At 47.2% G+C, this 12,800-nt stretch carries 11 protein-coding genes; 10 read left to right on the top strand and 1 reads right to left on the bottom strand.

The window, feature by feature from the left end; all coding sequences use genetic code 11:
• Positions 1 to 56 precede the first annotated feature (56 nt).
• The 4 genes from QMG91_RS19435 to QMG91_RS19420 all read left to right on the top strand — a co-directional run bounded on the left by QMG91_RS19435 (position 57) and on the right by QMG91_RS19420 (position 5,262).
• Positions 57 to 1,088 (top strand): carbohydrate ABC transporter permease, encoded by a 1,032-nt coding sequence (locus tag QMG91_RS19435; RefSeq protein WP_281831547.1) that lies wholly within the window; start codon positions 57 to 59, stop codon positions 1,086 to 1,088.
• An 11-nt stretch (positions 1,089 to 1,099) separates the two neighbouring features.
• The gene (locus tag QMG91_RS19430) at positions 1,100 to 1,981 is read left to right on the top strand and encodes a carbohydrate ABC transporter permease (RefSeq protein ID WP_004403824.1); all 882 of its coding nucleotides are present in this window, start codon (positions 1,100 to 1,102) and stop codon (positions 1,979 to 1,981) included.
• 49 nt (positions 1,982 to 2,030) lie between these two features.
• Entirely contained in the window at positions 2,031 to 3,035 is a 1,005-nt protein-coding gene (locus tag QMG91_RS19425) for an ester cyclase (RefSeq protein WP_281831546.1), read from the top strand.
• Between the two features lie 1,231 nt (positions 3,036 to 4,266).
• Positions 4,267 to 5,262, top strand: a complete 996-nt coding sequence (locus tag QMG91_RS19420; protein ID WP_004403828.1) for a S1 family peptidase — start codon at positions 4,267 to 4,269, stop codon at positions 5,260 to 5,262.
• A 40-nt stretch (positions 5,263 to 5,302) separates the two neighbouring features.
• Here QMG91_RS19420 and QMG91_RS19415 read toward each other — a convergent pair whose 3' ends face one another.
• A complete protein-coding gene (locus QMG91_RS19415) occupies positions 5,303 to 5,713 on the bottom strand; it encodes a GFA family protein (RefSeq protein ID WP_457853494.1) in 411 nt (136 codons plus the stop codon).
• A 146-nt stretch (positions 5,714 to 5,859) separates the two neighbouring features.
• On the opposite strand from QMG91_RS19415, the gene QMG91_RS19410 reads away from it, so the two are divergent.
• From QMG91_RS19410 to QMG91_RS19385, 6 genes are all read left to right on the top strand, one after another.
• Positions 5,860 to 6,246: a winged helix-turn-helix transcriptional regulator gene (locus QMG91_RS19410; protein WP_200768243.1), complete on the top strand. Its 387-nt coding sequence runs from the start codon at positions 5,860 to 5,862 to the stop codon at positions 6,244 to 6,246.
• Between the two features lie 211 nt (positions 6,247 to 6,457).
• Positions 6,458 to 8,728 (top strand): FAD-dependent oxidoreductase, encoded by a 2,271-nt coding sequence (locus QMG91_RS19405; protein WP_281831545.1) that lies wholly within the window; start codon positions 6,458 to 6,460, stop codon positions 8,726 to 8,728.
• Positions 8,729 to 8,772: 44 nt separating this feature from the next.
• Positions 8,773 to 9,744: an NAD-dependent epimerase/dehydratase family protein gene (locus tag QMG91_RS19400; RefSeq protein WP_281831544.1), complete on the top strand. Its 972-nt coding sequence runs from the start codon at positions 8,773 to 8,775 to the stop codon at positions 9,742 to 9,744.
• A gap of 166 nt (positions 9,745 to 9,910) precedes the next feature.
• Positions 9,911 to 10,879, top strand: coding sequence for a TRAP transporter substrate-binding protein (locus tag QMG91_RS19395; protein WP_022560700.1), 969 nt, complete (start codon positions 9,911 to 9,913; stop codon positions 10,877 to 10,879).
• A 69-nt stretch (positions 10,880 to 10,948) separates the two neighbouring features.
• Positions 10,949 to 11,440 carry a TRAP transporter small permease gene (locus QMG91_RS19390; protein ID WP_004403849.1) on the top strand — a complete coding sequence of 164 codons (492 nt, stop codon included), beginning with the start codon at positions 10,949 to 10,951 and terminating at the stop codon, positions 11,438 to 11,440.
• 2 nt (positions 11,441 to 11,442) lie between these two features.
• A complete protein-coding gene (locus tag QMG91_RS19385; protein WP_004403850.1) occupies positions 11,443 to 12,756 on the top strand; it encodes a TRAP transporter large permease in 1,314 nt (437 codons plus the stop codon).
• Positions 12,757 to 12,800 lie beyond the last annotated feature (44 nt).

Genomic DNA, 12,800 nt, shown 5'->3' with positions numbered 1-12,800 from the left:
TCCCTCTCGCTTGAGAAAAGTCAGAGGGAGTGGTGTCTGGCATTGAGGTTATACGTATGCCCCATCGCACTTTTTTGCAGTTTATGTGGCCGTCTCTGACGATCATGATTCTGTTGATCGCTTTTCCCATCGTCTCCATTTTTGTGCAGTCGCTTTATGTCGAGCATGAGCAAGTGGTGATAGAAACCGAACAGTGTGGTCCTTTTGGCTGCACCAAAACCACTGCCATCGATTTAGAGGCCACCAACAAATTGCGTGAGGAGCAGCCGTTAGGACGCTTCAACGGTTTCGGCACCTACACCAACCGCAATCATCTGGCGTTTTCCGAAGTGGGCGAAGCGTGGGACAGCTCAGAGTCTCTGTCTGACTTCACCTCGAAGCTGCTGAATATGCCGTTTTACAAGGCGCTGATTTTTACCCTCAGTTATACCTTTATTGTTACGCCGCTAGTGATTGTTTTGGGGATGCTGGTCGCCCTTGGTGTGAATGCGTTGCCCAAGCTTTTTAAAGGTCCGACGATCTTCTTCTCGCTTCTGCCCATGATTGTTACGCCACTTATCGGTTCGTTGATTCTGTTCTGGATGATCGATGCCGACGGTGTGATTGGCGCTTCCCTGCAAATTTTATTTGATGATCCCGATTTATCCTTGAAAGCGTCACCAACGCTCACTTGGATAACCTTGTTTGTGTATGGCGTCTGGCACTCGATTCCTTTCTCTTTCATCGTGTTCTATGCCGGTTTGCAAACCGTACCAACGGATACGGTTGAAGCGGCGATGATCGACGGGGCATCTCGCTGGGAACGCATTCGTTATATTGTGATTCCTCATATGGCACCGCTAGTCACATTCGTTGCCCTGATGCAGTTGATGGATAACTTCCGTGTATTCGAACCAATTGTTGGGTTTGCCGCCGAAGCCAACGCCACCTCACTAAGCTGGATCATTTATCACGATCTGAAAGAAGGCGATGCACAGCTCTTTGGCTCTGCCGCCGCGACTTCCATGTTAACCATTGTGGGTATCGCCATTCTGCTTACCCCTGTACTGATCCGCACCTGGCGTGGATTTAATAAGAAACCCGCTTAGGAGAAATGCACATGGAACAAGCTATAGATAAAAAGTCCCCATGGCTGAAAACCGCCTCGATTTTATTTGTGATCGGATGGTTGATTGTTGCCGCGGGACCTTTCCTCTGGACCACCTGGGGCTCCTTTAAAGTTCAGGGCGATTTCTTTTCGAAATCTGACTGGATGAACGCCATCTATGGGGTAAAAACTCTAGTCGAAACAGGCAGTGAGTTCACCTTTAAAGGTTATTACGGCGCATGGGTAGAACAAGGCTTTTGGGTCGCTTCTATCAACACCATGGTTGTGGTGGTTTGTGCGGTGGTGATTTCTCTGACCATTGGCACACTGGGCGGCTACGCGCTGGCGCGCTCCGGTTTTCGCTATTCATTATGGATTTTGATGATTGCGCTGGTGTTTCGCGCGATGCCACATATCTCCTTGGTGTCTGGTTACCTGCTGCCCTTCTTCGAATGGAATTTATGGGGGCATTTGCCTACAACCATCATAGTGCTGGTAGCCATCAATCAGCCCTTCACCTTGTGGATGTTGCATTCGTTCTTTTTGAATATCCCGAAAGACATGGACGAGAGTGCCATGGTGGATGGGTGCACTCGCTTTCAAGCATTTCGTCACGTGATCATTCCGGTGATGTGGCCGGGGGTGGTCACAACCGGGCTGTTCAGTTTCTTGCTGGCTTACAACGATTTTGCCGTCACTGGTATGCTGCTCAGCCAGGATAATCAGACCATGATTCCGAAGATCGCCAGCTTCCTTGGCACAACCCAAGTAGAAGGCAATGTGATGTTTGCGGTTGCCGCAGTAGTGTCTGCCATGGTGCCTCTGTTCTTCTTAGTGCTTTTCTTCCAGCGTCAGATTGTATCAGGACTGACCGCTGGCGCAGTGAAAGGCTAACGTTCTATACCCAAGTGACCTCAAGATTCAGGTTATATAAGGAAAATTCATGTCATCAGACACTCAAAATGCCAAGCAGGTTGTATTGGCATTTTTCAAAGAGCTAGACAACGCCAGCCCAGAAAATGTGGAGGAAGTGCTGGCGCGCCACACCTCAGAACATTACCAATGGCGAGGGTGTCATCCATTTAATGAAATCACCTCGCTGAATGAATTGAGTACATCGTTCTGGCAGCCATTGAAACAATCCCTGAAACGCATTCAGCGCCGACAAGACGTGCTGATGGCGGCACAAAACAGTTTGTCCGATGACCCCTCTGTTTGGGTGGTGTCCATGGGGCACTTAATGGGGCTTTTGGATCAAAACTGGCTCGGTATTCCAGCGACTCATAAGATGGCATTTTTGCGCTACTGCGAGTTTCATGAAGTCTCGAATGGCAAAATTCAGCAAACCGCGATGTTCTTCGACATTCCTCATCTGATGGTTCAAGCTGGAGTAAACCCGTTTCCACCTCAAACGGGGGCATTTATGGTGCAACCCGGTCCTATGACCCATAACGGCGTGATGACTGATGCTCAGCCATCGGAGGAAAGTGATAAAACGCTGGCACTCATTAACAGCATGATCAGTGATATTGGTAACTGGAAAAATGCGCTGTCTCTGGAAGAAGAACTGGCACTGACGTGGCACGACGACATGATATGGTGGGGACCAGCCGGAATCGGTGCCAGCTACACCATCGAACGCTACGCCAAACAGCACTCCGGTCCTTTTCGTGAGGCGTTTGATGACCGAATCTTCAACGGGCATATTTGCCGTTTAGCCGAAGGGGAGTTCGGTGGTTTCTTTGGATGGCCGAACCTAACGCTAACGCCAAAAGGCGGCTTTATGGGCATGCCCGCCTTCAATAAGCCTGTCGATATGCGGGTGATCGATATCTACCGACGTGATGGCGACAAACTGGCTGAAAACTGGATTTTCATCGACCTGCTGCATTTCTGGCATCAACAAGGGCTGGATGTTCTTGGTCGGCTAAATGCAGGAGCAGAATGAATAGAATAGTTTAGTTAACCAAGCCAGCGACATGCTGGCTTCATACCCAAGTGACCTCAAGATACTCGGTTCAGCGACTTCTCTATTTAAGAATAGGGAACTGGCTTTCAGACAAGGCACTGATTTGAAGATCTAGTGGCTCTAAATCAAAAATCGGTAACGCAGTATGAAAGTCAATTAAACTCGCCCTTGGGAGCCCATATTCTGTCCCATTTCATCGTCAAAGAATTTGGAAAGGACCAGTCATTCCGCTGCGTTCCTGATTTTGGTATAGAGAGGCTTGAACTGAAACAGAATATGAGGCTCTGAATCCTGCATCTTGAGGTCACTTGGGTATATACTTTCTCTTTCAAAAAACACCCCTTAAATAAATTTATTATTTGGCTTATTAAACACACAGTATAAAAATGGTTAATTGGTAGCTTTAATATTCTGTATTAATAATGCGTTGAAATGAAATTTTTCTAAAAAATAAAATAGATAAACCTTCAGAATAAAGTCAACATTTATCCATGTATCAAAAAAGAATCATTTTATAAAATAGTTATGAGATCAATTTCAAATATTAAATGGGAAATAATATCAATTGAGAAACATTAGAAACTAATAAATTATCAATCACTCAAATAAAAGGTCATATAACATGCCTGTGCACTAAACGTAGAATTCAGTGAGAATAATTTCAAAACTCTCTACCAAATGCTCATACAAACCTTTAAAAACAACGCTTTATATAAACATTAAGTTATCGACCACAATTTAAAAATAGAAGTAAAATCACATTAAGAAACCACCATCAAATTGAAATTCAACTTTGCACTGTGACTTCAATTCCATACAAAAATACCGTTAGTGACAATACTCACAATTAACTAAATAGAATTTTTAATTTAAACGCCACTCCCCTATTTAAATAACCACCAAATTTAAAAGTCGATAATTAATATCTGGCTTTCAATTAGTATTTATTAAATTAAATCAAACTTAATTGTTTACTTTAAAGCTAACCAAAAAATAAGGGAAACTCATTTCATATAGTAAGAATAAATATAATAGTCACTTTGCATTTTTAATAGCACCAAGAAAAAAGCACACCAGACTGACGCCAGTGCAAGGGAAGGCGTCGGTCAGTGTATCGCTTGCAGTTAGTTAAGCTGTCTCTGCAGGCTTCGTTTAGAAAGTCAGGTACGACTTTCTGAGTAACAAGTCTATGTAGAAAGGAAATAATAAAATGAAAGGAAAAAACAGCCTGCTTACCGCGCTGTTCGTTACAGCCTTAGGCATGGCACAAGTCCAGGCTGCAGAACCAAGTGTGGAACCGAGAATAATTGGCGGGTCAACCGTCAACCATTCCACCGTGCCGTACCAAGTTGCGTTAGTCTCATCGGGGCGGCAATTTTGTGGCGGTACTCTGATTTCACCTCAGTGGGTACTGACCGCGGCACACTGTGTGGAACGATCATCCGCCGGCTCGGTACAGATTCGAATTGGTGCATCAGACCTGAGAACGTCGCAAGGGGAAACACATCAGGTTTCGAGAATTTATGTCCACGAAAACTGGACAGGTAGCCTGGCAAACGGAAACGATATTGCGTTGCTTCGATTGTCCAGCAACGTAAGTTCCGCTTATACACCAGCGAAACTACCAACTCCTCAAATCAAAGCCAGCCTGGCTGCTCCGGGTCAGAGCCTGAAAGTATCTGGTTGGGGCAGAACCAGCCGCAATTCCAACGCCGGAAGCCCGGTACTGAAGGCGACGAACCTGGAAGTGGTGACCAATTCTGAATGTACCAGCCTGATGAACGGCATTTCCGTATCTGGCGCTTACATATGTGGTTACGACCGTTCGTCTACCTCATGTAACGGCGACAGTGGCGGTCCTTGGGTTGCCCGTTCTGGCAGCGACTACTACGTTTTCGGCGCAGTGAGCTGGGGGCTGGAAAACTGTACATCAGCAACCGCCTTTACCGACGTGACGGATTACGTTTCCTGGATCACCCAGAAATCAGGAATCACACCTGATGGCGGTGGTACAACACCACCACCACCACCGCCGCCAGCGGATGAGTGTGCTGGTGTAGGTCAATGGGATCCGTACAAGTTCTACTATGTAGGCGATCGCGCTGTAGTGAATGGCTTCCTGTTCGAGTCTAACTACAACCAGTGGGGCTACAACCCATACTACGATTACTGGGGAATCTGGTCGTTCATTAAGACCTGTAACTAATAGCCAGTAGACTATACCGGGCATTTCAGATGCCCGGTTTTTACATTTTTGGCATACCTCCAAATTTGGGCAGCTCATCTGGCATGTGATCCCAGGAAGCGCCGCTGTCGGAATAAACCACCATGCTTGGCTGGAATTGTTCAAGGTCGTCTAAACTGCCCGCTCGAATAAATTCCATCTCCTGCATACCAGAGTTTTCCGCATAAATGTGACTCCCACACTTTGGACAAAACCCTCTACGGATCATGTTTCCACTATCTGCTTCTTTCTCGTGAAAAGCCATTTCCCCGTAAAACGTAATACTTCCTCTTGGTACTGCGATGTTAGACATGTGGCCAGAGCCACTAATTTTCTGACAGTCCTTGCATTGACAATGACCGCCCATAATTGCTTCTGAATTGCATTCATAGCGAACATGTCCACATAGACACCGCCCTGCTAATTTGCTCATGACACCTCTCCTTGTTTGTTCATGTGAACGGTTGACTCAGTTACTTACGAAATTGAAGTATCTTTAACATTAAATAAGTCACTTCAATTTTGCAAGTAACTTTTTTATACTCCGAAGAACACATAATTTATGCATGGAGGCACCTCTTGAGTAACACTAGTTCGAGTAGCGAACCTGCATTTTTGCGTTCTGGATGCCCGATTGTTAACGGGTTAGATATCTTCGGTGACAAGTGGACACTTGTGGTTCTGAGGGACTTGCACTGCGGTAAAAAGACTTATGGTGAACTGGCTGATTCACCAGAACATATCCCGACAAACCGACTGGCAGAGAGACTAAAAAAACTGGAGTCAGAAGGGCTTATCACCAAAGAGCTTTATCAGGAACGTCCAAAACGCTACCAATATTTGCTTACAGACAAAGGCATGGAAATATTGCCGATCCTTCAAGCCATTTCTCGCTGGAGTAACAAGCATATCGATGGAACCTGGATTCCTCCTCAATGGTTCATGGATAAAGAGATCCCTCGCTAAATAAGAAGTTTAAATTCTAATTCAAATACCTGAATCCAATGCCTGACTCCGTCAGGCATTTTTATTTTTCAAAAACTTAGATCCATTCAGAACTCTCACTTTTCCGTCCTAACACCGCTATTAACATTTTTGTTACTTGAGTCACATCATTTGATGAGTGGTTAATTTATGATCATTTCTATTATAGATATTACTATTATAGAAATTAAATATGATTAAAGAGTCTGCTTCAGAGCCAAGAAGCTTAAAAATAGAGAATCTCGATTCGGATTTAGTTGTTGTCGGAGGAGGACTGTCTGGCCTTTGTGCTGCTATCGCTGCTGCCAGAAACGGGCTTAAGGTTGTTCTGATTCAGGACAGGCCGGTATTGGGCGGAAATGCCTCAAGTGAAGTTCGTCTCTGGGTGTTAGGAGCGACATCTCATGGTGGAAACAACAATCGTTGGGCTCGCGAAGGTGGGATCATTAACGAGCTTCTGCTTGAAAATCAGTTCCGAAATCCGGGGGGCAACCCGGTGATCTTCGACTCTATTCTGCAAGACTGGGCAGACAGAGAAGATAACCTGACGCTTTTGGTGAATACAGTGGTGTTTCACTGCGAAAGTGCTGACAACCAGATCCGTAAAGTGCACGGATTTAACTCTCAAAACAGCACCATGTATCACGTTACAGGTTCACTGTTTGCCGATTCAAGCGGTGACGGAATTTTGGTCCACTTGTCTGGTGCTGCGTATCGAATGGGCGCAGAACAGGCTGAGGAGTTTGATGAGCCCATGGCTCCCGGCGAAGACTATGGCAAGCTGCTGGGTCATTCGTTGTATTTCTACTCCAAAGACGTTGGTCACCCTGTCGACTATGTGGCACCGGAACTTGCTCTTAAAGACGTTCCCGCTTTAATCCCCCGTTATCGCAGCTTTAAAACATCAGAGCATGGCTGCTCGCTTTGGTGGATTGAGTGGGGTGGAAGGCTGGATACCATTCATCAGTCCGAAGAGATCAAAATTGAGCTTCAGAAGATCGTCTACGGCGTCTGGAACTACATTAAAAATTCTGGTGAGTTTCCTGAAGCCAGAAACCTTGCGCTGGAATGGGTCGGAACCATACCCGGAAAACGGGAAAGCCGACGCGGCGAAGGTGCCTACATGCTGACGCAAAAAGACATCGTTCAGCAAATTCCGCATTCAGACTCAGTATCTCATGGTGGCTGGTCGATTGATCTTCACCCTGCTGACGGCATTTACGGTCAGGAGCAAGGTTGCAACCAATACCACGCAAAGGGCATCTACGGCATCCCATTCCGCTGTATGTATAGCCAAAACATTCGTAACTTGTTCCTCAATGGTCGGTTACTTTCTGCTTCGCACGTAGCGTTTGGCAGTACAAGAGTAATGGCCACTTCATCGGCGGTTGGGCAGGCAATCGGCACAGCGGCAGCCGTGTGTAAAAAACACAATGCCCTACCACATGAACTGCCTGATTCTGAGCTGATGCATACTCTGAAAAATCAGCTCTCAGCAGACGGGCATTATGTGCCGGACTTCGATGCATTAAGTCACGATAATCTGGTCTCTGAAGCGAAGATTACTGTCAGTTCCGAATACCGACTGACGGGCTTTGAACACTCCGGTGGATGGAAGCCACTCAATGAGAGTTACGGTCAGCTTTTGCCTGTTACCAATTCTGGGGATCACCTTATTACTGTGCCCTGCATTGCCAGTGAACCCACCGAACTGACCATTGAGATTCGGGTAGCCGAGAAGCCAAGCAATCACACCCCTGAAAGAGTGGTTGCTGAGCACAAACACACGCTGACTTCTGGTGAACAGCTGATAAGCATTCCTCTGCAGGGTGAGTTTGCCAGCCAGTATCAATTCGTCTGCTTCAAGAAAAACCCATTAGTGTCCATAGGGCTAAGTCAGGATTTCGCCGCCGGGATTCTTACCGTTAAGCAAGGTGGGTTGGAAAAAGTCAGTACCAAAGCAAAACAAGACGCACCTGAAGGGTTAGGTGTCGACAGTTTTGAGTTTTGGGTTCCGGAGCGACGACCAAAGGGTCAAAACATAGCCTTTCAGTCCGCAACTTCTCTGCACTCGTTTTCAAAACAGTCTTTAACCAAAGGGGCGTTGAGACCGACAGCATTGCCCAACGTCTGGATGGCAAAGCCGAGCGACCCATATCCGAATATTACGCTGGAATGGGACAAGCCTGTAACAGCGAAAACTCTGACGCTGTACCTGGACTGCGATTACGACCACCCGCTGGAGAGTGTGCAATACCGCCATCACGATCGAGTTATGCCTCTTCTGGCTCACCAGATTCGGTGCTTTGTAAATGGTCAGCTTTATCGGCAGATCCACGACAACCGAATGGGTGTAATCCGGATTGAGCTCAACCCTGAAAAGCCGTTAGAGAAGCTGGGGCTTTCACTCAGAAACTCTCAGGGAGCACCAGTTGCGGTTTTTGGTATTCGTGTAGATGAATAACCTTCTAGGCTAAAAAGAACAGAAATTAAAAAGGTGGAATTAGGATGACAACGTATCTTGTGACAGGTGCTTCAGGTCGGATTGGATCGGTACTCGCACAGCAGCTTCTGGATTCAGGCAATCAGGTCATAGGGCTGGATTTGCAGGAAAGCCGCTTAGAGGCGGAGCAATACACTCACATTCAGACAGATTTCAGTGACCCAGAGTTATTGAATCAGTCGATGGAGGGCGTTGAAATTGTTCTTCATATCGGAGCGTTTATGTCTTGGCGGAAGCAGGACAACAGTGCCATGTATCAGGCGAATGTTACCGCCACGCAGATGTTGCTTGAAGCAGCCAGCCAAAAGAACACCATCAAGCGTTTTGTGTTTGCCAGTACCGGAGAAGTCTACCCGGAAGTCAACGCAAAGTTCTTACCGATCACCGAAGATCACCCCCGCAATCCCAGCTCTTTCTATGGATTGACTAAGAAGTTAGGCGAAGATCTGGTGGCTTTCTACCAGCTGCAGGGGCTGGAAACCTGCGTCCTTCGTTTCCCTCATACTCAGTCGGCTGACGAGCTCATCGACCCCAACTCTTTCTTTTCTGGTGCACGTTTCTTCCTGAGTGGGAAGATCAGGCAACTGGAATTCTTCGGAAATCAGAAGGTAGCAGACAAGCTGAAACCGTTGGCAGACAAGGGGGAGCAAATCATCATTCAGTATGGTGAAGAAGACAACAAACCTTACATGATGCACATCTGTGACGTGCGAGACACAGCGGCGGGGGTCTTGTTGGCAGCCACTCACGAAAACGCAGCGAATCAGGTGTTCAATCTGGAACCTGATGACGTGGTCGAGTTCGACAAGGATGTGCCTCAAATCGCTGACCAGCTTGGGTTACCGGTAACCAATGTCTACATGCCCGGTAAAGCGATTCGCTACGTGACCAGTAACAAAAAGATCAAGCAGATGTTGGGCTATCAACCCCAATACAGCTTTAGCGCGATGCTCAAAGAAGTTGCGCAGAACAAATAACAATAAGTTGAAAGCAAACCTTTCAGAAATAACCGATAGTGAAACAAGGAGAATTTGAAACTACTCGTTTGAAATCCATAACGTTTACCGCTCTCAACAGGGTCTGCTGACCTTTATGCAGGTAAACCTAATAGGCATATCGTGTTCACAACGATTAAGGAAGATTATGAATATGAAATCCACACTACTGGGCGGAGTTTTAGCATTATCAGCAGCCTTTTCTGCTGCCGCTGAAACGTTCGTTCTTGTTAACGCCGACTCCATTGGTTCACCAATGGACGAGATGAACAAACACTTTGCTGAGCTGGTTGAACAGCGTTCTGACGGCAAAATCAAAGTCAATTACATTACGGGTACACAATTAGGGACACCACCGCAGGTGATGGATCAGATTGCCTCTGGTTCTGTCGATGCGTTGGGAACCGCCGCAGCGTGGCTGTCTTCGTATGCTCCCGATACTCAGATCCTGACCTGGGGCTTCACGTTCCGCGACGGTCAGCATATGTTCGACTTCTTCGACAGCGAGCTGTTTCAGGGGCTAACGGAAGAAATGCGCACAGAAGATCGCATCCGTGTCCTTTCTGCCGGTCCTACTGAGCCTCGTATCGCTTACCTTGTGAAACCACTTGGTAAAGATGGTGCATTCACAGGCAGAAAGATGCGTATCCCGCAAATCCAGTCATACCTTGAGCTATGGGGAGCATTAGGTGCTCAGCCAACTCAGGTGGCGTGGGGCGAGGTGTATCTGGCTATGAGTACCGGCATTGTCGACGGAGCGGAAGGTCCTCCAACTGCTGCTGTTGCTCAGCGTTTTCATGAAGTCGCTCCTAACATCTACCTGACTAACCACGTCTGGGCAACATCGACCATTGTCTTTAATGAGGACAAGTTCAACAGCATGTCTGCAGAGCATCAAAAGCTTCTGGTTCAGGCTGCCAAGGATGCGTCCAGATGGGCATACGATGATGCGACTAACCGCCGAGAGCAGGTGCTTTCTAAGATGAAGGCGGCTGGTGCCACCATCAATGAATACGACTCAGCTCCTCTGCGCGAAGCGGCACTGAAAGCCGTAGGCAAAGTGGAAGATCAGGGTCTGTGGAAAAAAGGCTTATTTGAAGCGGTACAGAAACTATAACTACAAAGGGCACGCTTCTTCTGACCGAACTGAGCGTGCCCGTACCCATGCATTTCACAGGAGTTTCGAATGCAAAAATTCTTTAAGTCCTTGATTAGCTGGCAGGGCAAAATTGAAATGGCTGTGTGCATGTTTCTGACCCTTGCTATTGTTGCCACCATTGCTTATCAAATTATTGCCCGTTTTTTCTTTAACGCGCCGATTGCCTGGATGGAGGAAGCCGTCACCATCATGTTCATTCTGCTGACGCTGCTTTCCGCTGCGGTTGCGACTAAAGAGAAAAGGCACATCATTGTCGATTTATTCCCCAAGGGGGAGATTGCTCGCGCGCTCAGTATCATCATGTCGATCATTACTGTGGTCACTCTGATTACTCTGCTGTTTCACATCAGCCCAATCATTAAAACCGAGCTACGCCGCAGTACCATTTCACTGCCGATGAACTTTCCGATTGCGTTCTACAATTCGGTCCCTTTGATCTACTGCTTCGTCTCCATCTGTATGTCCATCACTTATGACGTTATGTTTGAGCGCAAAGCGGATCAGGAGGCATTGGTTTAACTATGGAAGCACTTCTACTTTTAGCGATTCTGTTCGGGTTGATATTCCTGCGCATGCCCGTTCCCTTTGCGATGCTAACCGCCGCCGTCGTGTTCATTCTTATCCAGAAATGGACTGGTGGTATGCCACTGTTTTCGGCTGCTGGTCTCAAAATCATCCCGCAGCGTATTCCGCCCTCTCTGGAAAGTTTTCCGTTACTTGCCATTCCCCTGTTTGTGCTGGCAGGTAACCTGTTAAATGTGTCGGGTATTACTGATCGCATCTTCGCCTTTGCTCGCGCGTTGGTGGAGCATATACATGGTGGTCTGGCGCATGTGAACATTCTCGCCTCGATTGTGTTTTCCGGTATGTCTGGTGTGGCTACGGCTGATGCCGCCGGATTGGGCACCATTGAAATCAAAGCGATGAAAAAAGCGGGCTATGACAAAGCGTTCAGCGCGGCGGTCACGGCGACGTCGTCTATCATTGGTCCTATCATTCCGCCTAGCGTCATTATGGTGATTTACGCGGTGCTTTCGGGTGAATCAATTGCCAAACTGTTCTTAGCCGGGATCATCCCTGGGCTGTTTCTGGGCGGTATTCTGATGTTGCTGATTTACTTTTTGTCGGTAACGGGTCGGGTTTATTCTCCGGTAAAACCCAGAGCCACGTTCAAGCACGTGCTTTATACCGCGTGGAAAGCGCTGCCCGGTCTGCTCGCCCCCATCATTTTGATTGGCGGTCTGCTGACGGGTGTAGCAACACCAACAGAATTAGGGGCTATCGTAACCATCTATGCGGTGGTACTCGGTTTATCCACTAAAGAGCTCACCTACAGCAATTTCATTAATGCATTAAGAGCAACGGTTTACACCATTGGTGCATTGGTGTTTATTCTCGCCTGCGCAGCGCCAATTTCATGGCTGATCTCGGTACTGAATGTCCCAGCGACTCTTCAGCAAGCGTTGCTGGCTATTTCAGACAACCCTATCGTTCTGCTTTTGATGATTAATGGCATGCTGCTGATTGCTGGTCTGCTGCTGGAAACCACCGCCATCTTGCTGATTGGTGTCCCGACACTGTTGCCTTTGGTTGAAGCCATTGGAATGGACCCAACCCAGTTTGGCGTCATGATGATTTTTAACCTGTTGATTGGTGCGATTACCCCGCCATTTGGGGTGATCCTTTTCATTATGATGGACATCGCAAAGGTGAGTTATGGCGCATTAGTACGGGCGATCATTCCGTTCTATCTGCCCATATTGATTACGCTGTTGATCATTACCTTTGTCCCGACCATTACACTATTCCTTCCTGCATTGGTTACGGGTGGTTAGGGCTTGTTGAGGTTACTTGAGTATAAAGCCAAAGGAATGGCATG

The sequence above is a fragment of the Vibrio nigripulchritudo genome (genome assembly GCF_027924785.1).
Lineage (GTDB): Bacteria > Pseudomonadota > Gammaproteobacteria > Enterobacterales > Vibrionaceae > Vibrio > Vibrio nigripulchritudo.
Note: the sequence above shows the minus strand (reverse complement) of the source record. Positions and strands in the feature narration are given on the sequence as shown.

What these genes read in the sequence shown, in the direction of transcription:
- QMG91_RS19420 (WP_004403828.1), top strand. Translation starts at nt 4,267, where the DNA reads ATGAAAGGAAAAAACAGCCTGCTTACCGCGCTGTTCGTTACAGCCTTA.
- QMG91_RS19400 (WP_281831544.1), top strand. Translation starts at nt 8,773, where the DNA reads ATGACAACGTATCTTGTGACAGGTGCTTCAGGTCGGATTGGATCGGTA.
- QMG91_RS19395 (WP_022560700.1), top strand. Translation starts at nt 9,911, where the DNA reads ATGAATATGAAATCCACACTACTGGGCGGAGTTTTAGCATTATCAGCA.
- QMG91_RS19390 (WP_004403849.1), top strand. Translation starts at nt 10,949, where the DNA reads ATGCAAAAATTCTTTAAGTCCTTGATTAGCTGGCAGGGCAAAATTGAA.
- QMG91_RS19405 (WP_281831545.1), top strand. Translation starts at nt 6,458, where the DNA reads ATGATTAAAGAGTCTGCTTCAGAGCCAAGAAGCTTAAAAATAGAGAAT.
- QMG91_RS19415 (WP_457853494.1), bottom strand. Translation starts at nt 5,713, where the DNA reads ATGAGCAAATTAGCAGGGCGGTGTCTATGTGGACATGTTCGCTATGAA.
- QMG91_RS19425 (WP_281831546.1), top strand. Translation starts at nt 2,031, where the DNA reads ATGTCATCAGACACTCAAAATGCCAAGCAGGTTGTATTGGCATTTTTC.
- QMG91_RS19435 (WP_281831547.1), top strand. Translation starts at nt 57, where the DNA reads ATGCCCCATCGCACTTTTTTGCAGTTTATGTGGCCGTCTCTGACGATC.
- QMG91_RS19430 (WP_004403824.1), top strand. Translation starts at nt 1,100, where the DNA reads ATGGAACAAGCTATAGATAAAAAGTCCCCATGGCTGAAAACCGCCTCG.
- QMG91_RS19385 (WP_004403850.1), top strand. Translation starts at nt 11,443, where the DNA reads ATGGAAGCACTTCTACTTTTAGCGATTCTGTTCGGGTTGATATTCCTG.